Genomic DNA, 26,019 nt, shown 5'->3' on the forward strand with positions numbered 1-26,019 from the left:
TATTATTAAATCTATCTTAAATTTTTTTGTAATGAATATGGATTTCATTATTCATTAAATTTTTAATTGATTTTATTTCCCATAGTCTTTCGAGATTAAAAATCGCATTTGTTTGTTCTGGAGGGATCCATGTATATCTACCTCCAATAATTCGTGGAATTATTGTAATTTTTATATCTGTTATTAGATCCTCTTTTATAAATGAATTTATAAGTTTTGCACCTCCTAATAGAGCTAAATCATTTATCCCTTGTTTTTTGAGTGAAATTAAAGTTTTTTCCCATGAATCTTCGAAAAAGAGTTCTTTCTCGAATTCATTATTCGACGAATTATCAACTTTACTTGAGCTTATTAGCCATCTTCTAATTGGTTGACGAAAGTATTTCCAATTATTGTTAAATTTTTTGCTATTTGAAGCAACTATAGAAATTGGTTGGCTTTTTGATATATTTACTTCGTCATTATCATTGAGATTTTTAACCAGATACGTTGATTGATGAGCTACTAAAGTACCTAAACCAAAAATGGTGGCGTCAACCATTGATAAGTTTTGATTTAATATTTTTTTATCTTCATCGCTTCCAAGATGTGATTCTCCACCTCCAGGAAATGCAATTCTCCCATCAAGACTTGATGCTATAACAATTATTACTCTTGGGATACTCAAGTTTGCGTTACTAAACTATTTTCAAATTTCAACTTCAATGAGTTGGTTAACTTTTGATCAACATAAATTTCTGCAGCATTATTTGGACTCTCTTGGAGTCTTATTTTGTGTAATGTTGCACCAAGTTGATGTATTGGTTTTTTAAGAATATCAGAAATATATAAAGCTATATTTTCAGCAGTTGGAACGCAATTATGGAAAAATTCGATGTCTTTATTAAGAAAAGTATGATCTAGTTGTTCAACAATTAAATCGTTAATTGTATCTTGGAGGGCAGATAAGTCGCAAACCATTCCTGTTCTTTTATCAATGTCTCCTTTGACAGTAATATCAACAAGATAGTTATGACCATGTCCATTAACTCTGGCACATTTCCCATAGATTTTTTTATTCTCATCAAAGGATATCTCTTCTTTTGCAAGTCTATGAGCCGCTGCAAAATGAGTTTGTACTGTTAAAAATGCTTCCATGTTTTTTCCAAAATAATCTGCCCATAAATTTGGGTTTTCATAAAGTCTTAGACTTGTAAGAGGTAAATCATCCTTCAGACGATGCCAAATCACCTGTACTAATGCTTCAGTTGTTGGAAGTATACCCTCTTGATTATCAACATTAAATTCAGGCCAGACATCATTTAAAAAACGAAAATCTAATTGTCCAGTAACCTTATCTTTAATGGAGTGTTTTACATCAGAGAGATTAAGTACCATTCCATCAGAGTCTAGTTCTCCACCCATTGAAACAATAAGTTCATAATTATGACCATGTCCTGGTGCAATACTGCACTTTCCAAAAAGAGATAAATTTTCTTCTGGGCTTTTTTCAGGAAGCCAATAACGGTGACTAGAACTAAAGCAGGCACGTCGAGTTATGACGCATTCACGTCCTTTTCCATGTAATGGTTTGGATTGTGTAGAAGTCATACCTGTCTGCGATAATACTATCTTAAGGTTTTAAATACGCTTTTGTCTTTATGGAACAATCCATTATCGAAAAAACAGTTCATACCATCAAGGGCAGAAGCATATTTTTAATAGGAATGATGGGTTCTGGCAAGTCACAAACTGGTTTGAAGCTGGCTGAATTATTGAAGTATAAATACATTGATTTAGATACATTAATAGAGAAGTTGGCAAAAAAATCTATCAATCAAATTTTCAATGATGAAGGAGAAGATAATTTCCGTGAATTAGAAGCAAACTGTCTTAAAGAAACTATCAAAATTCCTTCATTAGTAATCTCAACTGGGGGAGGAATAGTTACCAAATCGGAAAACTGGGGAATCTTAAGACAGGGAATAATTGCTTGGATAGATCTCGACAAAGATATAGCAATTGAAAGATTGAAAAATGAAATTAAAAATAGGCCACTTCTTCAGGGAAAGAATCTAAATGATCTATATATGAGCATTTTTCAATCTAGAGAAAATTTGTATTCTCAAGCAGATTTAAGAATTCAAGTAAAAAAAGAAAATATTGAAGAAGTTGCTTTGAAAATAATTAATGCAATTAATAAAGAAATAATTAGTTAATCTGGTTCAATTCTTACTGCAAACCATTTGATAACGTATCCTAATTTTATTTCTAATTCATAAGTGCTTTCCAACAATTCTTCAAAAAATTCCTGATCAGGATCTTCTATATTTTGATATATTGTTTGTGTTTCTGTCTTACTAAGCCAATTCTTCAACCATAAAATTGCTTCTTGCTTAGATACAATTTTTTCTTTTGAATCTGGCTCTAATAATACATAATGATCTGATGCTCTTATTAGTGGATTTGACATAATGAAAATTCTTCTTGGATTAATTCTTTGCTTGATTTTTCAAGGAATTTTTTTAGAAAATTCTTTTGCTCTAGTAGATTCTAACGTAAGAGAGTTTTTGGAAAATCGTGTAAATCAATGGCCCGAATTATATTTACCAAGTTTTAAATTGTCGGATACTTCTAAGGATTTAATTTATCCTAAATGGTTCGAGGGGAATTGGCTTGTTACTTCTCAAGATATAGTTAATGATTCAGAAGAGCCAGTTATTTATAAAGTAAATTTCTTTAAGAATGATTCAGATTTAATTGTTGGTGATCGTGCAAAAAATTCTGAATCTATTGGAAAAGCAATATTTGGTGAAACCTTAATAAAGGTTGTAAATGATCCTCAATCTATTAATAATCAAATTACTTATTTAAAAGATGATTTTTATATTGATTCACGAATTACTGGGAGAAATCAGATCCAAGATGATGATATTTTTTTCGCAGATGAGCTAATTATTCAAACAGCACATAAGCCAGGTGCTTCAAGGATTAATCAGGTAGAGACCATAACTAAATTTCAAAAATGTTCCGAAGAAATATTGGAAGTTGATAATTCAATCAAACCATCAATTTGTGGAGTGCAATATGTAGCTTCTTATGGTTCAAAAGTTGGTGATCCTTCTATTCGTGCTATAAAAACAAATAAATATAAATTGAAGTTTGAATTTATTGAGAGTTAGCACTAAAAAGGTATTCTTCTAAGTTGTTTCTCCAAATGAAAAGATTTTCTAAGTAAGGGTTGTTTATGTATTCTTGGCTTCCCTCTCCTGAAAGAATTGGTCCTGCAGACTTTGGAAATTTTAGAAGGGATAATTGAGCAGCAATTGAAATATCTGCGATTGATAAACTATCTCCAACTAAATATTTCTTGTTGATCAAGGATTTTGATAAAGCTTCTAGTAATTTTTGGAGTTCTAAATTATCTTTAGAAGACAAAACTACATTAGAAATTTTGCTAAGATTTTTAAAAGGTAATTTATCAACAATACTTTTAACTGAAGAAGGTATTTCATCTGGAAGTAATGCAGTCCTTAGTTGTGGATTTTCAATTGCAGATTTTATTAAAGCTTTTCTACAAGTTGTAGCCATTGTAGTATCTGCCCAGTCTTCAATTAGTTTGCATTGTGCAAATAATATTGGATCCTCCGGAAAGAGTGGATTGTTTTCATTTTTTTTATCTAAATATTCACAAATAGTTGAAGAGTCATTAATAATTTGATCATTACTATCGACGATTATAGGTACTTGTTTTTGACCTGATAATTTAAAGATTTCAAATTGGCCTATTCCAGGTGTTACTTCTTCAACTCGATATTGTAGTTTTTTTGCATGAAGAGCCATTCTTGTTTTTAAACAAAAAGCACTATGCCTAAATTGATATAATGTAATCATGCTGTTTAATGTTTGTTAAAACTTAGCTAAAAAAGTAATCTATTTGTGGAGCTGATGGGCGAATTTTTCTCTAATGTTGCGAGATATCCAAAGTATTTGATATCTATCATTATTGGGGGACTTGTTGCTTTGCTTGAACCTTTATTCAAGAATAGATCAAATCCACTCACAATAGTAGGGTTGATATCTTCTGTCTTAAGTGCTTTCATAACTGTTTATTTTGTCTTGCAAGCGATGACAAACCCAATAAATTTACAACCATAATGCCAAATAATTACCGTCTTGCAAAAGTTTCTTCTCTTTTGAAGAAAGAAATAACCCTTATTTTGCAGAATGATTTGGAAAATGATCTCATTAGAGATCATTTCGTCAATATTTCTAAGATTGACTTATCAGGTGATTTGCAACACTGTAAAATTTACATAACTTCAACTGCTGAAGAGAAAGTCAGGAAAGAGATTGTGGAAAACTTGAATACTGCTAAAAGCTCTATAAGGCATAGTTTAGGAAAAAGAATTGAGATGAGAAGAGTTCCAGAGATAATTTTTAAAGACGATGTTGTTCTTGATAAAGGATTATCAGTCTTGAAACTTCTTGATGAATTAAAAAATAAAAATCAAAATAATAATGTTGAGGAAAAGGATGCCAAAAGTTAATCTACCCCTTGATCAAAGAAATATAATAATTACTCGATCAAAAGAAGGGATATTGGATATAAAAAAGATTTTCACAAGCAAGGGCGCTAATGTATTTGATTTGCCTGCAATAAGTATTGGTGATCCTGATGATTTGAATCCTCTTGACGAAGCATTAAATCAAATAAATGATTTTCATTGGATTATTTTTTCCAGTAGTAATGGGATTAAATTTGTAGATAAAAGACTTAGATACTTTAATAGTTCATTAAAAGAATGTTCTAAAAAAACAAAAATAGCCGTAGTCGGAGAAAAAACCTCTAAAACTCTTGATGATTTTGGGATTAAGGCTGATTTCATACCTCCAGAATTTGTTGCTGAAAGTTTAATTGATAATTTCCCAGTATCTGGTTATGGACTTCGAGTTTTTGTACCAAGAGTTCAGACAGGTGGTAGGGATCTAATTGCAGATCAATTTAGAATGGCTGGTGCTCGTGTATTTGAGGTTGCTGCATATGAAACTAGATGTCCTGACTCAATTCCGGAAGAAACAATTGATATTATTTCTAATCGAAAAGTAGATGCAATTATTTTCTCAAGCGGTAAAACCGTAGTAAATGCTGCTTTTTTACTAGAAAAAAAACTTGGTAAACAATGGTTAGATTATTTTGATCAGATTAAGTTGTTATCTATTGGACCTCAGACAACAAAAATATGTAACAAGATTTTTGGAAGAGTTGATAGTCAGGCACAAAAATATACCTTTGAAGGACTGCTAGATCTGGCAATTAATATTTTTAGTTAGAAAATTTTTTTGAATAGTTCTTTTCAACTAAATCTTTGAACCTATCAATATTGGCCTGTAATTCGTTTGTTACCATTTTGCCTAATATATTTTCTTCCATAAACCGTGCGATCATTTTAGGTAGCTCATAAGTTATTGCTAAATTTACCGTTGTGATTTGATCAGTTTTACTTTCGAAAACTACTGATCCCTCAGTTGGTAAACCTCCTATTGATTTCCATTTAAGTTTGCTTTTTTCAACCCTTTCTGTAATTTGAGCTTTCCATTTAAATCTAAAGCCATTTGCAGCTAAAGTCCATTCTGTTAAATCTGGTAACGTATTAGTTTCTTCGTCAACTGTTTTTACAGATTCAATCCAGCTCATCCAAAGTGACATTGAGTCCAAATCGCTCCATGTGTCCCATACATTTTCAAGAGGCGCATTAACAACTGTTATTACGTCATGTTTTAGCCAAGTACCCATTAATTAACTTACTGCAAGATTTTTTGCTAATTCGGCTTTCTTCTCTAAAATTGCAGCGGCAGCTAAATGACCACTCATTGTGGCTCCCTCCATAGAGTCTATATAATCTTGTTTTGTATAACTACCAGCCATGAAGAAATTAGATATAGATGTTTTTTGATCGGGTCTGAAAGGTTCCATACCTGGAGCTTCTCTATAGAGTGATTGTGGAATTTGTACCACGTTACTCCAAAGCAATTTAAGGTTTTTTGAGGATGGGAATAGACGGCGAACTTCTTTATCAATTTCTTTTGTAATTCTTTCTGTGGATCTTCCCATCCATCTATCGCCAGGAGTTAAAACACATTGGAGAAGCGATCCCATATCTTTTTTTCTATAGTCTGCTGGACTTGCTAGTGCTAAATCAGCAAAACAACTGAAAGAGGCATCAGCAGAATAAAGAAGGTTATCTAGTCCAATTGGTTTGTTTCCAGTATTATCTTTTTGTAATTCAGTAACCCAACCGTCATATCTTAATTGGATTGTGGCAACAGCTACAGCTCTAAGTTTTTTTAAACCTTCAAATTCTTTAAATTGATACCATTCCTTGGGAATTATTTTTTTTATTCCAGGAACATCACAGGCAGCTAGAAATTTATCTGCAAATACTGTTTTAATTCCTTCAGGAGAAGATATTTTTAATTGATTTACTGAATAAGAGGAAGATTCCTTTTCAAAAATGATTTCTTCTACCTTATGGTTAAGATGTATTTCTGCTCCTTTGCTTGTTATGTAGTCCACGATAGGTTGAGTTAACCACTTATGTGGGGAACCTTTTAAAAGATTAAGTTTTGAAGCTTCTGTTTTTGAAGCAAACATCATGAATATAGTTAGCATGCATCTTGCTGAAATATCTTTGCAATTAATAAAACCTAATGCATACGCGATAGGATCCCACATTCTTTCTAAACTTTTTTCACTTCCACCATGGTTTAAAAACCATTCTTTAAAACTAATTTTATCTAGATCTCTTATTATTTTCATTGCGCCTTCATAGTCTATCAATCCTCTAACGATCGGACTTGTCCCTAAAGCTAAGGCATTTCTGAACTTATCCACCCAAGTAAGTTGTTCGGTGGTAAAAAAAGCTTTAAGTCCGTTAAATGGAGCACCTAAAGGGAATCTGAAGTCTAAAGATTTTAAATTACCACCATTATTGATAAATAGATGAGTATGATCTTTAGGGAGTAAATTGTCCAGAGCTCCCACTTTTTTCATTAATTTAAAAAGGTTTGCATAATTGTAAAAAAATACATGTAAACCCATTTCTATGTGGTTGCCATCCTTATCTTCCCAACTTCCAACTTTACCTCCCCAAAATGACCTGCTCTCGTAAATTTCTACTTCGTGACCTTCATCAACTAAATTGACTGCTGCTGTAAGACCAGCTAATCCAGAACCAACTATTGCAATTTTCACTTTTTCTTAAAATTATAACAAATCAAGTTTGGATAATGTTTGTTCTATGCATCCTATCGATTAAGTTTTTATATTATAAATAGTAGAAATCCTTTGTTTATGGAAAATGTAGAAATTAAACAGGAAATTAAAAATTCTGATGATGGCAAAGGTATCTTAATTACGAATGATGCTATAGAACAAATTTCAAATTTATTGAAGGGCCAAAGTGATAAAAAAGCACTAAGAGTAGGAGTAAGATCAGGCGGTTGTAGTGGGATGAGTTATACGATGGATTTTATAGGAACTGATGAAATAAATCACGATGATAATGTTTATGATTATTCATTAAAAGCTGATCAAAGCTTTCAAGTGGTTTGTGATCCTAAAAGTCTTTTATATATTTATGGAATGCAGTTAGATTTTAGTAAGGAATTAATTGGAGGTGGCTTTAATTTTGTAAATCCCAATGCCTCCCAAACTTGTGGTTGTGGAAGCTCCTTCGCAGTTTAATAGATAATGACTAACGAAATTAATCCCATCGAAGAGGATTTTAATGCAGCTTTATCAAGATATAAAGCAGGGCAAGATTTAATTCCAATCGTTCAAGATTTTCAAAAAATTATACAGCAAATTCCAAATCATTTTGCTGCTTGGACTTGTTTATCATGGCTTCAATTACTTTTGAAAAATAATGAAGAAGCTTTGTCAGCTGCTAGACAAGCTGTTCGTTTAAATCAGCAAGATCCACAAGCAAGAATGAATTTGTCTTTAGCTCTTTTGGCTACCAATAATAAAGGTGTTAGGGATCATATTGAGTTAATAAAAAAAATGTCTATGATGATGCCAGATGTGAAAAGTGAGTTGAAAGAATCTGTTGAAGACGGATTAAGTAGATATCCAGATTGGCCTGAGTTAACCAAAGTAAAAAAATGGTTGGAATTTTAAATTGTTTAAGATTTTAATATTGAGTAATGGGCATGGAGAAGATCTATCTGGCAGTCTAATAGCTAAACAATTCGTAAAAAGTGGTTATTCTGTTCATGCTTTGCCAATTGTTGGTATGGGAAACCATTACGAAAAAGAACAAATTAAAATTATCGGTAAAACTAAAGAATTTAGCACTGGAGGAATTGGCTATAATTCTTTCAAGGGAAGACTTACTGAGATATTAGGAGGAGAAATATTTTATGTCTTAAAAAGATTATATTTAACTTTTAAAATAAGAAAAAAATATGATTATTTTTTTGTAGTTGGAGATATTGTGCCAGTTTTTTTTGCATGGGTTTGTAAGAAAGATTTTTTCACATATCTAGTAGCTTATTCCAGCCATTATGAAGGAAAGTTGAAATTACCATGGCCTTCTAAATTTTTCTTGCTCTCACAAAAAGCAAAAAAAATATATACGAGAGATTCCCTTACAGCTAATGATTTAACATTGCAATTAAAAAAGAAAGTGTCTTTTTTAGGAAACCCATTTATGGATAAGTTTTTTCCTAGAAAAAAAGAATTAAATAAAGCTGAATTTAGTATTGGATTATTTCCAGGAAGTAGATTCCCTGAGATTTTAGATAATTTTGTTTTGATTTTAGAGGTATTAGAGGCATTATCAGATTTAAGATATTTTCAAAAAATTAAGTTTAATTTTGCAATAGTTAATGCTCTTTCTTCATTAAAAATAAAGGAGATATTTCAAAAAAGAGGATGGTTAAAAATAGAAAATATAAAAAATAATAATCTCTTGAAATTCCAATATAAATTTTTAGAAGTGAACATATATTGGAATAATTTTGACAAAATATTATTGAAAAGTAGATGCTGTATCAGCATGGCAGGAACAGCAGCAGAGCAAGCGATTGGATTAGGAAAACCGGTTATTCAGATTGAAGGTAAAGGTCCACAATTTACGAGAACTTTTGCAGAAGCTCAGAGACGTTTGCTTGGAAAATATGTTTTTTGTGCCACTAAATATAAAGATAAGAATGATCAAATCAATCAGACAATAAAATTGATCATAAAAATAATATACCTTATACAGCTGAATAAGAAGTTTATGATCTCATGCAATGAAAATGCTAAAAAAAGACTGGGTGAAAACAAAGCTTGTTTTAAAATGGTTGATGATATGAATATTGTTATAAAAAATGATTAAGGAGAATAATCAAAATAAGTTAAAACAAATTATCGATAATTTGTTATTAATAAATTTATTTACAGTCATTTTTTTTGCAATATTTTTTATTTTTGCAATCATCATGCAATTTAATGGCATATTTATTTTTATTAATTTTATTCAGATAGTTTGGAATCCTCTTATAGTTCCATTGATAACAATTCTTATTTTTGGTGCTTTAGTAAACGGTATTAGTTCTTGGTGGAAGCGTAAATTGCTTTCTCAAGAAGAGGATATTTAAAAGTATAATTTTTGAGTTTACTGCTTATTACTTTTTGTCCTTCCAATACAACTTTTGCTCCATCTCCTAACAATATTTTTAAAACCGCTCCAGGCACTGGAAGTAAATTAGGTCTATTCAGACATTTGCCTAAAGTCTGAGAAAACTCTCTCATTAATACTGGATTTGGTGCAACAGCATTAAATACTCCTGAATACTTTTTATCAACTAATGCTTGAGTAATTAATGCACATAAATCAGTTCTATGAATCCAACTCATCCATTGCTTACCATCTCCAATTGGTCCACCTAATCCAACTTTAAATATAGGGAGCATTTTCCCTAATGCCCCTCCGTCTGCCTCTAGAACTATTCCAATTCTAAAAATAACTAACCTTGAGAAAAATGGTTTTTCATCAGCGACCGCTTCCCATTTTTTGCAAAGATTAGCTAAAAAGTCTTTTCCTCCAATACTATTTTCAGTGAATTCACCAGACAAACTTGTACCGTAATAACCTATTGCTGATCCATTTATAATGACTTTTGGGTTTATTTTTAAATTTTTAAGGGTCTTCATCATAAATTTTGTCGTTTTAATACGACTATTTTCAATCTCCTGTTTTTGTTCAGAAGTCCATTTTTTTTCTGCTATAGGTTCTCCCATCAAGTTAATAATTCCATCGGTCTCTCTTAAAATATTTAGAAGATTTTCGTTATTCCAGTTTTTTTCTTTTGATAAATCTGTTTGAAAAAACTTAAATTTGTTGAAATCTAAATCAACCTTTAATTTACTAATGGGTTTTCTACTTACAATGTATATTTCGTGATTTTCATTAAGTAGTGTTGGAACTAACTCTTTCCCAACAAATCCAGTGCAGCCAAGTAGTAAAAGACGCATACCATATTAATGTTTATCATTTAAGGCTATTAAATTTTTAAGACGTTTGTCATTGTTATTCCGGTATAAATTTTTTTTAATATTTTTCAAAAAAGTTTTTGTATAATAAATTTCAAATAACTTTCTTGAATTTATTATGACAGATTCTATTCCAAAGAAACCTCTCAAGAAAGGAAGCTTAGTTTTTGTCGATAAAGAAAATTATATAAAAAGTATCGAGGCTCTAGCTAGTGATCACGATTTACCTAATTATGTGTTTGAAGGTCCTGGAGAGATACTCTCAGTCAAAGACGAATATGCTCAGATTCGATGGCGCAGACCTGTCCCAGATGTTTGGTTTAAATTAGAACAACTCAAAGAATATTTGCAATAAAGTTTTGTATCTAAAAGTTTTTATTTTTTTTCTCTGTAGACATCTTTGATTGGATTCTTTTTGCCTCTTTGATCATTTCCTTACCATCAAATAAGTAATTATCTACATATCCTTGTGTATATCTATCAAACTCTGATAGTGCATCTTTAACTTGTGAAAAACAATGATAAAGATCAAGGCCTAAAGCTGAAATAGCCTTTGGAACTATTTTTTTGTTATAAATTTTTTCAACTTTTTCTATTTTTTTTTGTGAAAGATTTATGTAACTGCAGAAATTTTCCATTAGTTGGTCATCATATGGATCCGCAGATAGTTCTTTTGTTTCGTTGTTCAAAGGTTTAATTATTTGACTAATTAATCTATTGATTGGACTGTAAATTTCTTTAATCCATGTTTCAACTTCTTTGTCTTTAATTGACGAATTATATTTTTTTGAATTAATTTTTTTTTCCCAATTTTCATTTAATGAATCAAATGATGAACTGGAAGAGACAAAACTTCTATCATATTGTTCTTTTTTGATAGGGTCATTTAGAGTCTCCCAGGCATTTTGTATTGCCAGAAATCGTTCTTTTTCCCCCCCCTTATCAGGATGATGTTGTTTTACTAAAGAGCGATATGAAGATTTGATTTGACTTCTGGTTGCATTTTTTTTGAGGCCTAATTCTTCATATAAATTTTTTTCCATTTTTATAAATTATGGATTAGAGATAACCATCTTTTCTGGCTTGAATTGAAGTATTAGATTCAAACATTGCTGTTGATAAATATCTTTCACCAAAACTTGGAAGAATAACTATCAATCTTTTGTTAGTTAGTTCTTTCCTTTCACCGATTTTAATAGTTGCTGCTAGAGCTGCACCGCTACTTATGCCAGATAAAAGGCCTTCCAATCGAGCTAATAAACGCCCATAATAAAATGCTTCATCGTCATCTATTTTTATAATTTCATCAATTAATTTAGTATCCAGTACTTTCGGCACGAAACCTGCTCCTATTCCTTGAATCGAATGAGATCCAGCTTTTTCTCCAGAAATCACAGCACTTTTTTGGGGCTCTACAGCATAAATTTTGCAATTTGGATTAACTTTTTTCAGGAAACGTGCGCAACCCGTGATTGTTCCTCCTGTTCCTACTCCTGTAACGAGTCCATCTAAATTGTTATTGGATTGAGACCATATTTCTTGTGCCGTTGTTCTTTCATGAATATCCGGATTAGCAAAGTTTTCAAATTGATTAAATTGATAGCTATTTGCAATGGTTGAAGACAACTCATTAGCTAAATCTAAAGCTCCTTTCATTCCTTCTTTCCCAGGCGTTAACTGTAATTCAGCTCCATATGCTCTCAACATTGCCCTCCTCTCAATACTCATCGTATCCGGCATAGTTAATATCAATTTATAGCCTTTTGCTGCAGCAACCATTGCTAATGCGATGCCCGTATTACCACTTGTAGCTTCAATCAATGTTGTTTTATCTGGTTTTATCAAACCGTCTTCTTCTGCTTTGCATAACATTGAATAAGCGATGCGATCCTTCACGGACGCTGATGGATTGAAACTTTCTAATTTGGCTATTATTTCTGGATAGCAATTAAAATGATTTCTAATTCGATTTAATCTAACTAATGGGGTATTTCCAACAAGAGAAGTTATATCATTTGCTATTTCCATGAAATGATTTTTTAAATTTAAAAATACAATCTTCTAAATACATGATAAATGTATTTGTAGATCTTTTATAAAATTTTCTCAAAAGAATTTAATTAAAAATAACTTTCTGCCTAAAAAAATTTACTATTATAAAAGGTAGTTTTTATAATTATTATGTATTCTCTGGAACTAAGTCTGAGATATTCGCCTTTTCCACTTTCAATTCAGAAGAAAGAATTTGATGATGTTAAAAGAATTTATGATGAAATAAAAACTGCTATGAATGAAACTTTAGAATCCTCAAACTTGATCGAATTAAGTTGTGACAAAGTGCAAGATAAATTAATTACTGTAAGAGCTAAAGAAATCATTTCTGTACAGATATATGAAAAATCTTCAGTAGCAGGAGGAGCTAAAAGACCAGGTTTTTCTCTAGATATAGATTGATAAAATTAATGCGAGATTCCCTTGAAAGTGAAATACCTCATATTAAATTTAAAGATGTTTCTTTTTCATATCCTGGAGAGAAAGAAAATTTAATTTTTCAATGTAACTTTTCAATAAAAAAACCTGGATTTTGGATGGTCGTTGGTAAAAACGGAAGCGGAAAAAGTACTCTTTTAAAATTAATTAATGGAATAATCAAACCCCAAAATGGTGCAATTGATTCCAATGCTAATGTTGGCATGGTGTTTCAAAACCCTGACCATCAAATATTGATGCCAAATTGTAGGAGTGAACTTCTGATTAATATTAATCAGAATATAAGTCAAAATGAAATTAATAAAAAAATTGAATATGTGCTTGATCAGGTAGGAATGACTGGTTTTGAAAAAAGGCCAGTTCATACTTTGAGCGGTGGACAAAAACAACGCTTAACTATTGCATGCGCTCTGATTAGTAATAGAAATTTTATTCTTTTAGATGAGCCTACAGCGTTACTTGATCAAACCAGCCAATTAAAAGTTTTACAAACTATTAAAAATCTTACAAGTGACCATATAAAACCTTTATCAGCTTTGTGGATTACTCATCGTTATGAAGAATTAACTTATGCTGATGCAGTAGCAGAGTTGAAAAATGGATTTTTATCTAGCTGGCAAGAACCATCAAAATTTCAATATAATTAACTTTTGTACTTGTCATAAGGTACTTTAAAGAGCTAAATTCATTCTATATTCCTCGGTAGCTCAGCGGTAGAGCGATCGACTGTTAATCGATTGGTCGCAGGTTCGAATCCCGCCCGGGGAGTTTTAAAGTCTCGAAAAGTCATACAAAGTCACCCTTAGGTGACTTTTTTTATGTCAGTCAATCAGTTATAAGAGAAAAATGTCTAGACGAATGGTGACATTGTAGTGCAATTCTATTAGTCCAGTATTCGTCTTTTTATTCGTCTTTTGGTGAAAATATTCGTCCATATTTTTATCACTAATAAGACATAAAAAAAGACCCCTATTTCTAGAGATCTTTTTCTGGTTTTACTAAATGAAGTGTTTCCTTGTTTCCACTGTTTCAGTAAAACCTCTCCTACACACATCTATAACTTATTACGCATATTTCTTTTTTGTTAAAGGGGTTTGGTAATGTTACTTATTCGACACATATACCAGTTATACCTTTTACGACTTAGTTGCATTAAAAAACACCCTAATTTAGAGAAAAGGGTGTTTGGTTATCAGAAATTAGTGTGTGAGGAGTTTCTGATGTATATAACTTACTGGAACAATGGCACAAATATCTACAGTATTAATTCCTATTAATACTAATTTGTTCTTTTTTACATTGACGGGATAATTAAAAATAAACAATTAACTATTTTGAAAGAGACTGCTAAAGAAGTTGGGAAAAAATTATTAGAAATTGTGAGATTTATATTCTTTATTCCTGCAGGATTTTTGGCAGGAACTTTAGTCAAATTTCCGTTGCTACTACTTGCAAGAATACAAGAATCAATGTTTGGTTTAAAGATGGACAGTTGGGGAACTCATCTATGGCAAACATTGATATTTTATGTCGTATGTTTTCTTGCTTCTATCTATGTAAAACCTAAGTTTTTAAAATCCAAATACTTTATACTCGCTTGGTCAGTTCTCCTTGGTTTCAATGCATTCATCTTTATGAGTGCTTTGCCAAATCCTCCTTATTCAACACCAATCAAAATTATTATTGATGCTTTTGCTCCTATTGGAGTTTTAATTTATCTAATAGTAGATAAACAAAATGATTTTTTGAAATTAAGTAAAACAAATAATTCACCTAAAGAATGAAAAAAATATTTTTAATAAGTCTATTTTTTGCTTTATTGTTTCCTGCTAATGCAGAGCAATATCAAAGGCACAAATATACCTGCCCAGAATCGCAAGGTGAATGTTCTGAAGGAGAAAAAGCAGCAATTAAATTAGTTAATGAAACTTACTGGGAGATGCTTACAGAAAGAATTAAAGAGAATAAATTTTACAAATTCCCTTGGTATTGGGTTTATCAAAAAGATGTCTTCAATGAGTGTAAATATACTGTTGCTGCAAAAGAGGATATGCCAACTCATACTGCAAATATGGAATGGATAGATGTTGATATTTGCGCTAAGACAACCAAATTAATAGATCTAGGTCGTCGCAGATAATGAAAAGATTTTTATTGATAAGTTTGTTTTTCGGTCTTATGTCTCATACTGCAAATGCTAATGATGCAGTAAAGTTTCAACTCGCTGAATATAAGTGCCTTTGGCAAGAAGGATTTTTCACTCTAGATGTCATTGAAAATATGATGGAGAAGGAAAAAGAAAATGATCCGGAATTTGGTAATTTATTAATCTCAACCTACAAAGGCGGAACTAATCAAAAAGAAATAGAAGAACAGAATAAATTGATAGCAAAAATGGGCGGTTGTAGAAACATGATTGTCACTTGGATTAATATGTCTTATCCGGAGAAAGAAGCAACAGATTTCATAATGCTTCTTGCATTAGATGGTTGGTTTGGAGAAGAGGATGAACCAATAAAAGATATTCCTTTTAGAGAAAAATCCTACTTCGATAGTTCAGATAAAAAAATCTATTGCAAAGAACCGCTCCCTCCAATGAATACTTTCGAAGGAAGTAATCCAAATGCATTAAAAGTAGAGGAACTATGTTCATGTATGTGGAACAAGTTTCCAGAAAAGAGTTGGGAGAGAAAAGTCTTGATAAAACTTTATAAGAATAATTATCAAGAAGGTGTTCTTCGGCAGCAAAATTTATTTGAAAAGTTAAGTCGTAATTTTGGAAGTTGTGGAGGATACCAACTTTGAAAAAAGTTAATTTTAAGATTTAATCAGGAAAAATTTCTTCGTCAAAATATTCGTCCATTTTCTAATTTATTTCATATATGTCATGACAAAGCATGTCATATCAAGACTTATTTTGTTACACCGACTTTCGCCCGGGGAGTTTATAAATACCAAAAAGTTATCCAAAGTCACTTTAAAAAGGTGACTTTTTTATTTCTTTGACCTCTTTTTAGTCAAATACAAGTTAGCAGAATATGTAATCAAGAATATTTGATGTAGTATTAAGAACAGTATATAGAACATATAAAATATCAAAGTTTATATTATTTATAATAAAAAATTCTAAAATTATAAGAAATGTTTTTGAGAACAGTAATTAGAACATTAACTTAATTCACCACAAAAATGAAAAAAAGTTCTTTGATTTTCATTTTTAAATTAAGACATATTTTTTGTTGATATCGTTTGAATTATTACACCATTCAGGAAACTCTAGTCATCCCACATATCCTTTTTCTCTTGATCCAAATTATTCCTTTCAAGTAATTCTATTCTTTACTTCTGAGAATCTATTTCTGTTTCAATTACGTTTTTATCGTCAATGTATTTTGTTTGTATTTCTAGGATAATTATTTCAAATTGTTCTTCAAAGAAATCTGACATTTCTCTCCATGCTTCCATTTCCTCTTCTTTGCCAATAGTATCGTTTATCTGATGGGAAATAATTTCTAATACATATTGTTTAAGTTCTTGATGACTCATCGATTCAACTTTTTTTTGAATGTAAAGTTCTTTAAGAATTTCTAGTTGTTTTTTTGATAAATCTGAATAGACAATAGACTTTTTTTTCATAGATACTTAAATTTTTTTTTAATATAGACAAAATTATAATTTCAAACATTTTGGAGAAATTAAAAATATTAAACTTAGCTAATTCCTACTTGAAAATTGCAAATCTCTATTTATTAATTCAATTTTTTAAACCTTATAATGGCAATCTGAATTAGATATTCTTTCAATTTGAACCATTATTTGTTTCTAATAATCCTTTGATTATTAAGAAAAAGTAAATAGAATCGAAAGAAATTCTAAAATTTCAACTTTTTAAAAATTTGTAATTTCTACTTAATCCATTACTATCACTAAGTTATTTGATAAATCTAATTGATAAAATTGTTTACAGTAATTCAGCAATCTTTATAAATTCTTGAGAGAATCATATTACAAAAACTTAATTTTAATTTAATAGTTGATAAATATGAAAATTTCAATTCTTTTAATTGAAGACGATCGTGACATGCGCGATCTGGTGGCTAGGCATTTAGAACATTCTGGTTTCGATGTCCAAAAAGCTGAAGATGGAATTAAAGGACAAGCATTAGCCCTTCAATATTCACCTGATTTAATACTTTTAGATTTAATGCTACCAAGTGTTGATGGTTTAACTTTATGCCAGCGACTAAGAAGAGATGAAAGAACATCAAATATACCAATTTTGATGATAACTGCGTTAGGGGGTCTTAAAGATAAAGTTACTGGGTTTAATTCTGGAGCAGATGATTACATTACTAAACCATTCGATTTAGAAGAATTACATGTACGCATAAAAGCTCTATTAAGAAGAACAAACAGAGCACAACTAAATTCTAGTAACCAGCAAGAAATATTAAATTATGGCCCTTTAACTCTTGTTCCTGAAAGATTCGAAGCTATATGGTTTGAATCTCCTGTTAGATTAACTCATCTTGAATTTGAGCTTCTTCATTGTCTTTTGCAGAGACATGGCCAAACTGTATCACCAGCATTAATTCTCAAAGAAGTATGGGGATATGAACCTGATGATGATATTGAGACAATAAGAGTTCATATTAGACACTTGCGCACTAAACTTGAACCCGATCCACGAAAACCTATTTATATAAAAACTGTATACGGTGCTGGATATTGTCTCGAGTTACCTATTGGTTCTCAAGTAGAAACTGCTAGGCAAGAGTTCATTCAAGCAAGAAATCCTGACTTGATAAATTCTGCAGTAGATTAATCTCATATATCATCTATTGAAATTTTTAATAAAGTTATTTCCCAAGCCAACCTTGGTTGAATGTTTTTTCTTAATAGGTATTTTAAATTTTCAAGTTTTTTAACTAACCTGATGTTTTTTGTTTTTCTCCACCAAATTGTTTGTATTAAATTTACTAAACAAATTTGTTGAGAAATTTCGAATTTTTCAGATATTGATTTAGATATTTCTAATATTTCCAGACTACTTTTAACTGGAGAATCTAATTTACTTATAATTTCATCTGAAAAATCGTTCCAAATTTCAATATTTTTCAATAATTGATTTGGAGATCCATTTGCAGAGTTTATCAAATCTTCGAATTTTAATTTTGCATTGATCTTTAACTTAGAAGTGTCTAAATATTCTTTTAAAATTGATTTTATTTGTTTATTAGAAAAAGATCGAAATCTGACGATTTGACATCTTGAGATGATCGTATCTAAGAGAAGGTTTAATTTAGACGTTAGTAAAATAAAAATGCCGTTACTAGGTTCTTCTAAAGTTTTTAAAAGACAATTTGAGGCTGCTTCGTTTAAGAGGTGTGCATCAATAATCAAAACAATTTTTTTTTCTGAGTTTATTGATTTTTGACTAAGAAAAGTTTTGATATTACGTATTTGAGCAATTTTAATAATCTCATATCCACTTTTTAATGTTTTTTCAGGATCGAAACTACCTGAACTTTTGGTTGCCAAAAGAGAATCAGGTTCAATAATTAAAAAATCAGGATGGTTATTGTTTGTAATTCGCTCTTCAATATTTTCGCTTGGTGAAGACTCTTTGAAAATCTCTTGTATAAATTGAAGGGCAGTTTGCTTTTTGCCTAATCCTTCAGCACCATAAAATATATAGCCATTAGTAAATGATTTGTTTTTAATTATGTTCTTAAGAATAGTATTGACTTCTTCATTTAAGAAAAAATTATTTTTTTTAACCTCAATCATTTGGCATTGGAAAAATTGTTTAGCAAAGTCTCTTTAATTTGATTAGAAATAGTTTTAATATTTTGTGAAGCAGATATTACTTTCCAGTTTTTTTGTTTGGCAATTAGTTTGAAGCCTTCATTTACTCTTTCTAAAAATCTAATACCTTCTGATTCTATTCTGTCTGGAATTTCATTTTTTCTTCGGAATATGCTCTCTTCTGGAGAAATTTCTAAGAAGAAAGTGAGATCTGGAGATGCTCCTTGACACACAATAGATTCAATATTTTTAATTATTTCTAAATTTATATTTCTTCCATAACCTTGATAAGCCAGTGTGGAATCGGAAAATCTATCACTTATTACCCAATCATTATTATTTAATGCTGGCAAAATAATTTTTGAAACGTGTTCAGCTCTATCCGCTGAATAAAGCAATAATTCTGCAAGAGATGAAGGCTTGTTATTTTCATTATTATCAAGAATCAGTCTTCTAAGTTTTTTTCCTAAAAGACTGCCTCCAGGTTCTCTAGTTGTGATTAATTTAGACTCTTTCTTTAGTAGACCACTAATAGGAAGCCATTTAGATAGTTCATCTATTTGGGTAGTTTTACCACATCCATCAATACCCTCAATAACGATAAATTTTCCTTTCATTTAATCCAAAGATAAAGCATTAATTACAACTGTAATAGAGCTAATAGCCATCAATAATGCTGCTATTGAGGGAGTAAGAAGAATACCGTATTTAGGGAATAAAATGCCGGCGGCTATAGGTATAGCTAGTAAGTTGTAACCAAAAGCCCATGTTAGATTTTGTTTTATTTTTCTTATAGTTTTTTTTGCGAGATTTAAGGCGTAGGGTAATCCATTTAGTTGATCTCCCATCAAGACTACATCTGCATTTGCCTTGGCTATTTGAGTCCCTGATCCCACCGCAATTCCTAAGTCTGAGGATGCTAAGGCAGGGACATCATTAATACCATCACCAATCATTGCTACTTTGTTATCAATTTTTAAATTTTCTATAGTCTTTAGCTTCATTTCAGGAAGAAGATCCCATTTTACTTCTGCTTCTTTAAAACCAATTTTTTTTGCTAAAGCTAAAACCGTTTGTTTTCTATCTCCACTTAAAATATTAATTTTAAATTTGTTTTTTCTTAAATTTTGCACTGTTTTAATAGAATCATCTCTGAGTAAATCTCCTAGGAAGATAAAGCCTAATAATTTATCTTTAATACTTACTCCAATAATAGTGTTAGTTTTTGTCTCTTCATTTTCAATTACTTTTTTTGCATCACTATCAATAATTATTCCTTTACTTAGTAGCCATTCAATATTTCCAATATTTATGAGTCCATCAATTGACTCTAGTTCTCCAGAAATCCCCCGGCCTGAATGAGTGACAATTTTTTTTATTGGAAATAAACTTAAATTTTGTTTTTTGGCTTCTTGAATTAACGCATCTGCAATTGGATGTCTGCTTTCCTTTTCTAAACTGGCAGCTACTTTTAATAAAAAAGAATAATCATCATTATTTTTATAATCAACGATGAAAGGCTTACCTTTTGTTAATGTACCTGTCTTGTCAAAAATAATGTGATTAATTTTTGAAGCCATTTCTATTTTGTCCCCACCTTTAAATAGAACCCCCTTTTTTGCTGCTTTACCTGATGCGACAGTTATTACAGTTGGGGTGGCTAAACCTAATGCACAAGGACAAGCTATTACTAAAACAGCAATTGACAATTGAATGGCTAAACTAAGGAAGTTCTCAGCATTACTACCAAGCGAACTATGAAGTGTATGGCTTGAGTGAGTGATGAATTGATGATTATGACTTAATAAATCTGGCCAAATGTTTCTTGCCCCTTGCCACCAAAAGAAGAAGGTTAAAGTAGCAAAAATAAGTACAAAGTAAGTAAATTTGCCTGCAATTTCATCAGCAATTCTTTGAATGCGAGGTTTTCTAGCGTTTACAGACTCAATAAGATTTACTAGTTTTGCAAGAGAAGAATCCCCTCCGACCTTTTGTACTTTAAGTCTGAGTGTTGAATTAAGATTTAAAGATCCACTAGATAGATTTTCGCCTTCTTTTACCTCGATAGGTTTAGATTCTCCAGTGATATGTGAAACATCAACATATGAATTACCTTGAGTAACAATGCAGTCAGCAGGTACTCTGTCTCCTGCTAAAACTTGAATCTCTTGATTAGGTCTTAAAGTGTTTACCCTTATTGATTTTATTTGATTATCTTCTGTATAGATATTTGCCATTTCAGGTTGAAGATCTAATAACTCTCCAATGGATGAACCAGTTTGATATCTTGCTCTTTCCTCCAAGAAACGCCCAATCAATATGAAACCTAACAACATAACTGGTTCATTAAAAAAACAAGGAAAACCAGTGGCAGGAAATATTAAAGATAGAAGACTTGTTATATATGCGCTAGTTACTCCAAGAGCTACTAGAGAATCCATATCAGGACGGTTCTTAATAAATGATTTAAACCCATTAATAATTATTTCTCTGCCAGGAAATAATAGAGCTAATGTTGCTAATGAAGCGTGAAAAAAAATATTACCTAATATCGGAAAATTTATATATCTTCCCTCTGCTAGATGACCTAAACCTGAAAATAATAAAAGTAATAAAGCAAAAGTTAGTTTTTTCCATTGATTATTCCACTTCTTTTTTTTTTCTAATTCTTCCTTATTTATTTTTTTTGAAAAATCATTTATGTAAATCTTTGAAGGGAAACCATTTTCTTTTAAATTTTTGAGAACTGCTTCTATTTCGATATGTTTCTGAGTAATTTCAAAATATGCACTTTCAGTTAGTAAGTTTACAGAAACATTTTCAATACCATCAGAATTATTTAATATTTTTTCAACAGTACTAACACAACCTCCGCACTTCATTCCTGTAATCCTTAATTGAATGCTTTCCATATTTTTCACTGTTGAAGCAAATTAATGCTCGGCCTATTTTTTAACTATAATAATAAATGTAATAGACTTTTTAAATAGTTATTTTTTAAATTACTATATTAACTTTATTAGTTTTAGAGCAGTGCCTAGTAATCAAAACAGAGACAATTTTATCGATAAAGCTTTTACAGTAATTGCTGAATCAATAGTAAAAATAATGCCTATTGCAGAGAAAGAAAAAAAAGCATATATCTACTATAGAGATGGCCTAGCTGCACAAAATAATGGGGATTATTCGGAAGCATTAGAGTATTACAAAGAGAGTTTACTACTTGAAGAAAATAAAATTGATAGGGGTGAGACTTTAAAAAATATGGCGATAATATACATGAGCAATGGTGAAGAAGATCTGTCTATTGAAACTTATGAAAAAGCATTAGTAGAAAATCCCAAACAGCCATCATGCCTTAAAAATATAGGTTTGATTTATGAAAAAAGGGGAAGAAATGCTGAGCAGAATGGTGATTTAGACCAGAGAGATATTTGGTTTGATAAAGCTGCAGAAGTCTGGTCTAAAGCAGTAAGATTATACCCAGGTGGTTATCTAGACATAGAGAATTGGTTGAAAAACTCAGGAAGAAGTTCAATCGATATGTATCTCTAATTTTTTAAACTGATAAAGAATAGTCAACTGCTTCTTTAATATTGGATATCTCTTTGATATTTATTAAATTTTGAAAATTATTATTTAGTTCCTCCTCTAGTTTTGGCACTACGATATTTTTGATCCCTAGTCTTACAGCTTCTTCTATCTTTGTTCGAAGGTTATTAGATTTTCTAACCTGACCGCTCAAACCCAATTCTCCAATAAATGTGCAACTAGTCAAAGGAGGAATATTTTTCAAACTGGATAAAATTGATATTGCTACACCTAAGTCAGATGAAGGATCATTAATCTCAAAACCCCCACCAGTAGCAATGTAACAATCAAATTCAGATAATTTTATCCCTACATGTTTTTCAATTACAGCTAGGATTTGATGCAATCTATTGATACTTATTCCAGTGGTAGTCCTTCTTGGGTTACTGTAGAAAGTTTTATTTACCAGTGCTTGTATATCAACTGCTAATGGTCGAGTGCCTTCATTTGTAATAGTAGTTGTTACACCTGAAATATTTTCTTTATTTGTAAAAATTGAACTTGGGTTTTTTATCTCTCGTAAACCCTCATCAAGCATTTCAAAAATTCCAATCTCGAAGGTAGATCCAAATCGATTTTTTATACTTCTTAGTAATCTATGTGAGGAAATATTATCTCCTTCAAAGTTTATTACTGTATCAACTAAATGCTCTAGAGTTTTAGGGCCAGCTAAAGCACCATCTTTGGTTACATGACCAATTATTAGAAGCGCAATATTATTTTCTTTTGCAAGATTTTGTAATTCAGATGAACAGGCTCTAACTTGAGAAACCGATCCTGGAGCACTTTGCATTTCATGATTGTGGATGGCTTGAATACTATCAATAATTGCGAAATTTGGATTTAAACGTTTGATTTCTTCAATAATTAGGGATAAATTGGTTTCTGCAAAAATTTTTAAATCAATACTATTTTGATTTAATCTTTCCCATCTAATTTTTACTTGTTCTAAAGATTCTTCTGCAGTTATATATAAAACTTTCTCATTTAGAGATATTTTTCCTGCTGATTGAAGAACTATTGTGCTTTTGCCTATGCCTGGTTCTCCTCCAAGTAAAACAACAGATCCAGGAACGATTCCACCTCCAAGTACTCGATCAAATTCCATAAAACCACTTGTAAATCTTGATATTTTTTTTGATGAAATCTCGTTAAATGATATAGATTTTTTACTATTTTTAATTTCTTGATAATTAGATCTTTTACTTTTTATTTCTTCAACAATGGAATTCCATGAGTTGCAATTTAAGCATCTACCAAAATATTGAGAAGTTTCAGATCCGCAATTCTGACAAATAAAAGTTGATAATTTGCTAGACATTTAGTTTTTGAATCAAGTATTAGAACTAGAATGTTTGGGATATTGCCCCTCTACAAGTTAGATTAGGATAATAATTAATTCTCTTACTGATTAGCTAATAGAAACAAATGGCTCTATCTAGTCAAACTAAAGAAACAATTCTTGTCGCAGATGACGAGGCAAGTATTAGAAGAATTTTGGAGACGCGCCTCTCCATGATTGGTTACAAAGTAGTAACTGCTCGTGATGGTAAAGAAGCACTAAAGTTATTTAAAGATTATGAGCCTGATTTAGTCGTACTTGACGTTATGATGCCAAAATTAGATGGCTATGGAGTTTGTCAAGAATTAAGGAAAGATTCTGATGTTCCAATTGTCATGTTAACTGCGTTGGGAGATGTTGCAGACAGGATCACAGGTTTAGAATTAGGGGCTGATGACTATGTTGTTAAACCATTTAGCCCTAAGGAATTAGAAGCTAGAATTAGATGTGTTCTAAGAAGAATTGATAAAGAACAAATTCCTGGAATGCCTAATTCAGGATTAATTTTAGTTACTGATATAAAAATTGATACAAATCGAAGACAAGTTTTTAAAAGTGATGAGAGAATTAGATTAACCGGTATGGAATTTAGTCTTTTAGAGCTTTTGGTAAGTAGGTCAGGCGAGCCTTTTAGTAGGGGAGAAATTCTGAAGGAAGTTTGGGGATATACACCTGAGCGACACGTAGATACAAGAGTAGTCGATGTTCATATATCAAGATTAAGATCAAAACTGGAGGCTGATCCTGCAAATCCTGAATTGATATTGACAGCAAGGGGCACAGGATATCTTTTTCAAAGAATTGTAGATATTACTTCTTTTGACAGTAAATAAATGGGAAAAGAAAGTGTACAAAAAATTAATAAGCCCAGAGCTATTAGAAGATTAGTTATCTGGTATAAAAGAAACTCGGCTGTAACTTCAATAGTAGATACTGCTGCTAGTTCTGCAGTAACCGCTAGTAATGTGGCGGGTAATGTAGTTTCTAGTGCTGGTTCCGTCGTAAGCACAGCTAGTAATGTCGCGAGTAATGTTGCAGGTAATGTCGCAGGTAATGTAGTTTCAAGCGCTGAATCTGTTGTGAATACTGCAAGTAGTGTCGTTTCAAATGCTAGCTCAATAGCAAAAAATACATTACAGCCATTAGTTTTTGACCCATTAAAAAGACTACAAAACAACGATTATATTTTAGATAAGGTGGAGGAATCTCAATCTAAAAGAATTTGGATCGCTGTTGATGGTATGGGTGGAGATTATGCTCCTGGTCCAATTCTTGAGGGTTGCCTTGAAGCAATAAGTAGATTTCCAATAAATATAAAATTCGTCGGCAAAATTGAAGAAGTTAAAGATGCAGCAGAAAAAACAGGTTTAGCAGAATTATTAGAAAATGAAATTGATAATAATCGTCTTGAATTAATTGATAGTGGAGAACCTATTGGGATGAATGAAGAAGCTACTGCAGTTAGAAAAAGGAAAAATGCAAGTATAAACGTTGCAATGGATTTAGTGAGAAATAATAAAGCTGAAGCTGTTTATTCAGCGGGTAATTCAGGCGCCATGATGGCTTCTGCCATATTTAGAATTGGGCGATTGAAAGGGATTGATAGACCAGCTATAGGAGCATTATTTCCAACAAGAGATCAAACTCGCCCGGTATTAGTTTTAGATGTTGGTGCAAATACTGATTGTAAACCATCTTATCTGCATCAATTTGCTCTTCTAGGTAATATTTATGCAAAAGATGTCTTACAAGTAAAAAAACCAAGAATTGGACTTTTAAATATCGGAGAAGAAGAATGCAAAGGTAATGATTTATCTCTAAAAACATTTGAATTATTATCCTCTGAAAAAAGTTTTGATTTTGGAGGTAATTGTGAAGGGAGAGATGTATTATCAGGTAATTTCGATGTAGTAGTCTGTGATGGATTTACTGGAAATATATTATTGAAATTTCTTGAATCTGTGGGAGGAGTGTTATTAGACATTTTGAGATCTGAGCTACCTCGTGGAAGGCGGGGGAAAGTTGGCTCAGCTTTTTTAAAAAGTAATCTACTTAGAATTAAGAAAAGGCTAGATCATGCCGAACATGGGGGAGCTTTATTACTTGGGGTGAATGGTATTTGCGTTATTGGTCATGGAAGTAGCAAATCTTTATCAGTAGTTAGTGCTCTTCGCTTGGCACACTCCGCAGTGAATCATGGTGTTATGGAAAATTTAAATCAACTGCAAAAGCTTCAAGTTTTAAATTCATAAAACATAATGAGTCA

General features: G+C 31.2%; 33 protein-coding genes and 1 tRNA gene. 20 read left to right on the forward strand and 14 right to left on the reverse strand.

Features of this window, described 5'->3' with window-relative positions; genetic code table 11:
- Window positions 1-16: 16 nt before the first annotated feature.
- Complete coding sequence (locus tag SIB45_RS03340) at window positions 17-667, reverse strand: dihydrofolate reductase family protein (protein ID WP_011862148.1); 651 nt, start codon at window positions 665-667, stop codon at window positions 17-19.
- The gene (locus SIB45_RS03345; protein ID WP_011862149.1) at window positions 664-1,590 is read right to left on the reverse strand and encodes a 6-pyruvoyl trahydropterin synthase family protein; all 927 of its coding nucleotides are present in this window, start codon (window positions 1,588-1,590) and stop codon (window positions 664-666) included. The genes SIB45_RS03340 and SIB45_RS03345 overlap by 4 nt, the downstream gene beginning before the upstream one ends.
- Window positions 1,591-1,640: 50 nt before the next feature.
- Here SIB45_RS03345 and SIB45_RS03350 point away from each other — a divergent pair, with 50 nt between their 5' ends.
- Entirely contained in the window at window positions 1,641-2,198 is a 558-nt protein-coding gene (locus tag SIB45_RS03350; RefSeq protein WP_011862150.1) for a shikimate kinase, read from the forward strand.
- On the opposite strand, the gene SIB45_RS03355 is transcribed toward SIB45_RS03350, so the two are convergent.
- Window positions 2,195-2,452, reverse strand: a complete 258-nt coding sequence (locus SIB45_RS03355) for a chlororespiratory reduction protein 7 (protein ID WP_011375677.1) — start codon at window positions 2,450-2,452, stop codon at window positions 2,195-2,197. The genes SIB45_RS03350 and SIB45_RS03355 overlap by 4 nt on opposite strands.
- Window position 2,453: 1 nt before the next feature.
- Between SIB45_RS03355 and SIB45_RS03360 the strand changes: the two genes are divergently transcribed.
- Window positions 2,454-3,161, forward strand: a complete 708-nt coding sequence (locus SIB45_RS03360; RefSeq protein WP_011862151.1) for a DUF6816 family protein — start codon at window positions 2,454-2,456, stop codon at window positions 3,159-3,161.
- Here the strand turns inward: SIB45_RS03360 and SIB45_RS03365 are convergent.
- Window positions 3,148-3,873 (reverse strand): glutathione S-transferase family protein, encoded by a 726-nt coding sequence (locus SIB45_RS03365; RefSeq protein ID WP_011862152.1) that lies wholly within the window; start codon window positions 3,871-3,873, stop codon window positions 3,148-3,150. The genes SIB45_RS03360 and SIB45_RS03365 overlap by 14 nt on opposite strands.
- Window positions 3,874-3,927: 54 nt before the next feature.
- Between SIB45_RS03365 and SIB45_RS03370 the strand changes: the two genes are divergently transcribed.
- Genes SIB45_RS03370 through SIB45_RS03380 form a run of 3 tightly spaced genes read left to right on the forward strand, consistent with a single transcriptional unit; the run spans window position 3,928 to window position 5,313 of the window.
- On the forward strand, window positions 3,928-4,137 hold the full coding sequence (locus SIB45_RS03370) for a DUF751 family protein (protein ID WP_011862154.1): 210 nt from the start codon (window positions 3,928-3,930) through the stop codon (window positions 4,135-4,137).
- On the forward strand, window positions 4,137-4,529 hold the full coding sequence (gene rbfA / locus SIB45_RS03375; protein WP_011862155.1) for a 30S ribosome-binding factor RbfA: 393 nt from the start codon (window positions 4,137-4,139) through the stop codon (window positions 4,527-4,529). The genes SIB45_RS03370 and rbfA overlap by 1 nt, the downstream gene beginning before the upstream one ends.
- Complete coding sequence (locus SIB45_RS03380) at window positions 4,516-5,313, forward strand: uroporphyrinogen-III synthase (protein WP_011862156.1); 798 nt, start codon at window positions 4,516-4,518, stop codon at window positions 5,311-5,313. The genes rbfA and SIB45_RS03380 overlap by 14 nt, the downstream gene beginning before the upstream one ends.
- On the opposite strand, the gene SIB45_RS03385 is transcribed toward SIB45_RS03380, so the two are convergent.
- Both SIB45_RS03385 and zds read right to left on the reverse strand, forming a co-directional pair.
- A complete protein-coding gene (locus SIB45_RS03385; protein WP_011862157.1) occupies window positions 5,306-5,776 on the reverse strand; it encodes an SRPBCC family protein in 471 nt (156 codons plus the stop codon). The two genes, SIB45_RS03380 and SIB45_RS03385, sit on opposite strands and share 8 nt — an antisense overlap.
- Before the next feature lie 3 nt (window positions 5,777-5,779).
- Entirely contained in the window at window positions 5,780-7,234 is a 1,455-nt protein-coding gene (zds, locus tag SIB45_RS03390; RefSeq protein ID WP_011862158.1) for a 9,9'-di-cis-zeta-carotene desaturase, read from the reverse strand.
- Window positions 7,235-7,333: 99 nt separating this feature from the next.
- Here zds and SIB45_RS03395 point away from each other — a divergent pair, with 99 nt between their 5' ends.
- Genes SIB45_RS03395 through SIB45_RS03410 form a run of 4 tightly spaced genes read left to right on the forward strand, consistent with a single transcriptional unit; the run spans window position 7,334 to window position 9,627 of the window.
- Window positions 7,334-7,726 carry a HesB/IscA family protein gene (locus SIB45_RS03395; RefSeq protein ID WP_011862159.1) on the forward strand — a complete coding sequence of 131 codons (393 nt, stop codon included), beginning with the start codon at window positions 7,334-7,336 and terminating at the stop codon, window positions 7,724-7,726.
- A gap of 6 nt (window positions 7,727-7,732) precedes the next feature.
- Window positions 7,733-8,161 (forward strand): tetratricopeptide repeat protein, encoded by a 429-nt coding sequence (locus tag SIB45_RS03400; protein WP_011862160.1) that lies wholly within the window; start codon window positions 7,733-7,735, stop codon window positions 8,159-8,161.
- Between the two features lies 1 nt (window position 8,162).
- Window positions 8,163-9,365, forward strand: coding sequence for a lipid-A-disaccharide synthase-related protein (locus SIB45_RS03405; RefSeq protein ID WP_011862161.1), 1,203 nt, complete (start codon window positions 8,163-8,165; stop codon window positions 9,363-9,365).
- The gene (locus tag SIB45_RS03410; protein WP_011862162.1) at window positions 9,358-9,627 is read left to right on the forward strand and encodes a hypothetical protein; all 270 of its coding nucleotides are present in this window, start codon (window positions 9,358-9,360) and stop codon (window positions 9,625-9,627) included. Before SIB45_RS03405 ends, SIB45_RS03410 begins: the two co-directional genes overlap by 8 nt.
- On the opposite strand, the gene SIB45_RS03415 is transcribed toward SIB45_RS03410, so the two are convergent.
- Entirely contained in the window at window positions 9,578-10,504 is a 927-nt protein-coding gene (locus SIB45_RS03415; RefSeq protein ID WP_011862163.1) for a TIGR01777 family oxidoreductase, read from the reverse strand. The genes SIB45_RS03410 and SIB45_RS03415 overlap by 50 nt on opposite strands.
- A gap of 136 nt (window positions 10,505-10,640) precedes the next feature.
- Here SIB45_RS03415 and SIB45_RS03420 point away from each other — a divergent pair, with 136 nt between their 5' ends.
- Window positions 10,641-10,877 (forward strand): NAD(P)H-quinone oxidoreductase subunit O, encoded by a 237-nt coding sequence (locus SIB45_RS03420; protein ID WP_011862164.1) that lies wholly within the window; start codon window positions 10,641-10,643, stop codon window positions 10,875-10,877.
- A gap of 10 nt (window positions 10,878-10,887) precedes the next feature.
- On the opposite strand, the gene SIB45_RS03425 is transcribed toward SIB45_RS03420, so the two are convergent.
- Together SIB45_RS03425 and cysK are read right to left on the reverse strand one after the other, a co-directional pair.
- Window positions 10,888-11,565 (reverse strand): J domain-containing protein, encoded by a 678-nt coding sequence (locus SIB45_RS03425; protein ID WP_413682142.1) that lies wholly within the window; start codon window positions 11,563-11,565, stop codon window positions 10,888-10,890.
- Window positions 11,566-11,581: 16 nt separating this feature from the next.
- Window positions 11,582-12,550 (reverse strand): cysteine synthase A, encoded by a 969-nt coding sequence (cysK, locus tag SIB45_RS03430; RefSeq protein ID WP_011862166.1) that lies wholly within the window; start codon window positions 12,548-12,550, stop codon window positions 11,582-11,584.
- Window positions 12,551-12,703: 153 nt separating this feature from the next.
- On the opposite strand from cysK, the gene SIB45_RS03435 reads away from it, so the two are divergent.
- From SIB45_RS03435 to SIB45_RS03460, 6 genes are all read left to right on the forward strand, one after another.
- Window positions 12,704-12,976, forward strand: a complete 273-nt coding sequence (locus SIB45_RS03435; protein WP_011862167.1) for a hypothetical protein — start codon at window positions 12,704-12,706, stop codon at window positions 12,974-12,976.
- An 8-nt stretch (window positions 12,977-12,984) separates the two neighbouring features.
- Window positions 12,985-13,659: an ABC transporter ATP-binding protein gene (locus SIB45_RS03440; RefSeq protein WP_011862168.1), complete on the forward strand. Its 675-nt coding sequence runs from the start codon at window positions 12,985-12,987 to the stop codon at window positions 13,657-13,659.
- Window positions 13,660-13,708: 49 nt separating this feature from the next.
- Window positions 13,709-13,780: transfer RNA gene (locus SIB45_RS03445), tRNA-Asn, on the forward strand.
- Window positions 13,781-14,346: 566 nt separating this feature from the next.
- On the forward strand, window positions 14,347-14,796 hold the full coding sequence (locus tag SIB45_RS03450) for a hypothetical protein (protein WP_011862169.1): 450 nt from the start codon (window positions 14,347-14,349) through the stop codon (window positions 14,794-14,796).
- Window positions 14,793-15,152 carry a hypothetical protein gene (locus tag SIB45_RS03455; RefSeq protein ID WP_011862170.1) on the forward strand — a complete coding sequence of 120 codons (360 nt, stop codon included), beginning with the start codon at window positions 14,793-14,795 and terminating at the stop codon, window positions 15,150-15,152. The genes SIB45_RS03450 and SIB45_RS03455 overlap by 4 nt, the downstream gene beginning before the upstream one ends.
- A 38-nt stretch (window positions 15,153-15,190) precedes the next feature.
- Window positions 15,191-15,817 carry a hypothetical protein gene (locus tag SIB45_RS03460; protein WP_144038810.1) on the forward strand — a complete coding sequence of 209 codons (627 nt, stop codon included), beginning with the start codon at window positions 15,191-15,193 and terminating at the stop codon, window positions 15,815-15,817.
- Window positions 15,818-16,351: 534 nt separating this feature from the next.
- Here SIB45_RS03460 and SIB45_RS03465 read toward each other — a convergent pair.
- Window positions 16,352-16,648, reverse strand: coding sequence for a hypothetical protein (locus tag SIB45_RS03465; RefSeq protein WP_413682143.1), 297 nt, complete (start codon window positions 16,646-16,648; stop codon window positions 16,352-16,354).
- Window positions 16,649-17,054: 406 nt separating this feature from the next.
- Here SIB45_RS03465 and SIB45_RS03470 point away from each other — a divergent pair, with 406 nt between their 5' ends.
- Window positions 17,055-17,837: a response regulator transcription factor gene (locus SIB45_RS03470; RefSeq protein ID WP_011862173.1), complete on the forward strand. Its 783-nt coding sequence runs from the start codon at window positions 17,055-17,057 to the stop codon at window positions 17,835-17,837.
- A gap of 2 nt (window positions 17,838-17,839) precedes the next feature.
- Here SIB45_RS03470 and SIB45_RS03475 read toward each other — a convergent pair whose 3' ends face one another.
- From SIB45_RS03475 to SIB45_RS03485, 3 genes are read right to left on the reverse strand one after another with little or no spacing between them, the layout of a single operon-like run.
- Window positions 17,840-18,802 carry a DNA polymerase III subunit delta' gene (locus SIB45_RS03475; protein ID WP_011862174.1) on the reverse strand — a complete coding sequence of 321 codons (963 nt, stop codon included), beginning with the start codon at window positions 18,800-18,802 and terminating at the stop codon, window positions 17,840-17,842.
- Entirely contained in the window at window positions 18,799-19,437 is a 639-nt protein-coding gene (gene tmk, locus SIB45_RS03480) for a dTMP kinase (protein WP_011862175.1), read from the reverse strand. The genes SIB45_RS03475 and tmk overlap by 4 nt, the downstream gene beginning before the upstream one ends.
- Window positions 19,438-21,732 carry a heavy metal translocating P-type ATPase gene (locus tag SIB45_RS03485; RefSeq protein ID WP_011862176.1) on the reverse strand — a complete coding sequence of 765 codons (2,295 nt, stop codon included), beginning with the start codon at window positions 21,730-21,732 and terminating at the stop codon, window positions 19,438-19,440.
- Between the two features lie 121 nt (window positions 21,733-21,853).
- On the opposite strand from SIB45_RS03485, the gene SIB45_RS03490 reads away from it, so the two are divergent.
- A complete protein-coding gene (locus SIB45_RS03490; RefSeq protein WP_011862177.1) occupies window positions 21,854-22,375 on the forward strand; it encodes a photosystem I assembly protein Ycf3 in 522 nt (173 codons plus the stop codon).
- Window positions 22,376-22,379: 4 nt separating this feature from the next.
- On the opposite strand, the gene radA is transcribed toward SIB45_RS03490, so the two are convergent.
- Entirely contained in the window at window positions 22,380-23,732 is a 1,353-nt protein-coding gene (radA, locus tag SIB45_RS03495; RefSeq protein WP_011862178.1) for a DNA repair protein RadA, read from the reverse strand.
- A gap of 107 nt (window positions 23,733-23,839) precedes the next feature.
- Here radA and rpaB point away from each other — a divergent pair, with 107 nt between their 5' ends.
- Window positions 23,840-24,586, forward strand: coding sequence for a response regulator transcription factor RpaB (gene rpaB, locus SIB45_RS03500; RefSeq protein WP_011862179.1), 747 nt, complete (start codon window positions 23,840-23,842; stop codon window positions 24,584-24,586).
- Window positions 24,587-26,005: a phosphate acyltransferase PlsX gene (gene plsX / locus SIB45_RS03505; protein ID WP_011862180.1), complete on the forward strand. Its 1,419-nt coding sequence runs from the start codon at window positions 24,587-24,589 to the stop codon at window positions 26,003-26,005.
- Window positions 26,006-26,019 lie beyond the last annotated feature (14 nt).

The sequence above is a fragment of the Prochlorococcus sp. MIT 1304 genome, assembly GCF_047305015.1.
In the GTDB taxonomy this organism is placed as follows: domain Bacteria; phylum Cyanobacteriota; class Cyanobacteriia; order PCC-6307; family Cyanobiaceae; genus Prochlorococcus_A; species Prochlorococcus_A marinus_E.

Coding starts and splice junctions, on each gene's coding strand:
- SIB45_RS03380 (WP_011862156.1), top strand. CDS start 4,516: ATGCCAAAAGTTAATCTACCCCTTGATCAAAGAAATATAATAATTACT.
- SIB45_RS03350 (WP_011862150.1), top strand. CDS start 1,641: ATGGAACAATCCATTATCGAAAAAACAGTTCATACCATCAAGGGCAGA.
- rpaB (WP_011862179.1), top strand. CDS start 23,840: ATGGCTCTATCTAGTCAAACTAAAGAAACAATTCTTGTCGCAGATGAC.
- SIB45_RS03470 (WP_011862173.1), top strand. CDS start 17,055: ATGAAAATTTCAATTCTTTTAATTGAAGACGATCGTGACATGCGCGAT.
- SIB45_RS03455 (WP_011862170.1), top strand. CDS start 14,793: ATGAAAAAAATATTTTTAATAAGTCTATTTTTTGCTTTATTGTTTCCT.
- SIB45_RS03345 (WP_011862149.1), bottom strand. CDS start 1,590: ATGACTTCTACACAATCCAAACCATTACATGGAAAAGGACGTGAATGC.
- SIB45_RS03370 (WP_011862154.1), top strand. CDS start 3,928: ATGGGCGAATTTTTCTCTAATGTTGCGAGATATCCAAAGTATTTGATA.
- SIB45_RS03420 (WP_011862164.1), top strand. CDS start 10,641: ATGACAGATTCTATTCCAAAGAAACCTCTCAAGAAAGGAAGCTTAGTT.
- SIB45_RS03475 (WP_011862174.1), bottom strand. CDS start 18,802: ATGATTGAGGTTAAAAAAAATAATTTTTTCTTAAATGAAGAAGTCAAT.
- SIB45_RS03355 (WP_011375677.1), bottom strand. CDS start 2,452: ATGTCAAATCCACTAATAAGAGCATCAGATCATTATGTATTATTAGAG.
- SIB45_RS03360 (WP_011862151.1), top strand. CDS start 2,454: ATGAAAATTCTTCTTGGATTAATTCTTTGCTTGATTTTTCAAGGAATT.
- SIB45_RS03385 (WP_011862157.1), bottom strand. CDS start 5,776: ATGGGTACTTGGCTAAAACATGACGTAATAACAGTTGTTAATGCGCCT.
- SIB45_RS03435 (WP_011862167.1), top strand. CDS start 12,704: ATGTATTCTCTGGAACTAAGTCTGAGATATTCGCCTTTTCCACTTTCA.
- SIB45_RS03365 (WP_011862152.1), bottom strand. CDS start 3,873: ATGATTACATTATATCAATTTAGGCATAGTGCTTTTTGTTTAAAAACA.
- SIB45_RS03410 (WP_011862162.1), top strand. CDS start 9,358: ATGATTAAGGAGAATAATCAAAATAAGTTAAAACAAATTATCGATAAT.
- tmk (WP_011862175.1), bottom strand. CDS start 19,437: ATGAAAGGAAAATTTATCGTTATTGAGGGTATTGATGGATGTGGTAAA.
- cysK (WP_011862166.1), bottom strand. CDS start 12,550: ATGGAAATAGCAAATGATATAACTTCTCTTGTTGGAAATACCCCATTA.
- SIB45_RS03440 (WP_011862168.1), top strand. CDS start 12,985: ATGCGAGATTCCCTTGAAAGTGAAATACCTCATATTAAATTTAAAGAT.
- SIB45_RS03400 (WP_011862160.1), top strand. CDS start 7,733: ATGACTAACGAAATTAATCCCATCGAAGAGGATTTTAATGCAGCTTTA.
- plsX (WP_011862180.1), top strand. CDS start 24,587: ATGGGAAAAGAAAGTGTACAAAAAATTAATAAGCCCAGAGCTATTAGA.
- radA (WP_011862178.1), bottom strand. CDS start 23,732: ATGTCTAGCAAATTATCAACTTTTATTTGTCAGAATTGCGGATCTGAA.
- SIB45_RS03415 (WP_011862163.1), bottom strand. CDS start 10,504: ATGCGTCTTTTACTACTTGGCTGCACTGGATTTGTTGGGAAAGAGTTA.
- SIB45_RS03485 (WP_011862176.1), bottom strand. CDS start 21,732: ATGGAAAGCATTCAATTAAGGATTACAGGAATGAAGTGCGGAGGTTGT.
- SIB45_RS03425 (WP_413682142.1), bottom strand. CDS start 11,565: ATGGAAAAAAATTTATATGAAGAATTAGGCCTCAAAAAAAATGCAACC.
- rbfA (WP_011862155.1), top strand. CDS start 4,137: ATGCCAAATAATTACCGTCTTGCAAAAGTTTCTTCTCTTTTGAAGAAA.
- SIB45_RS03460 (WP_144038810.1), top strand. CDS start 15,191: ATGTCTCATACTGCAAATGCTAATGATGCAGTAAAGTTTCAACTCGCT.
- SIB45_RS03465 (WP_413682143.1), bottom strand. CDS start 16,648: ATGAAAAAAAAGTCTATTGTCTATTCAGATTTATCAAAAAAACAACTA.
- SIB45_RS03395 (WP_011862159.1), top strand. CDS start 7,334: ATGGAAAATGTAGAAATTAAACAGGAAATTAAAAATTCTGATGATGGC.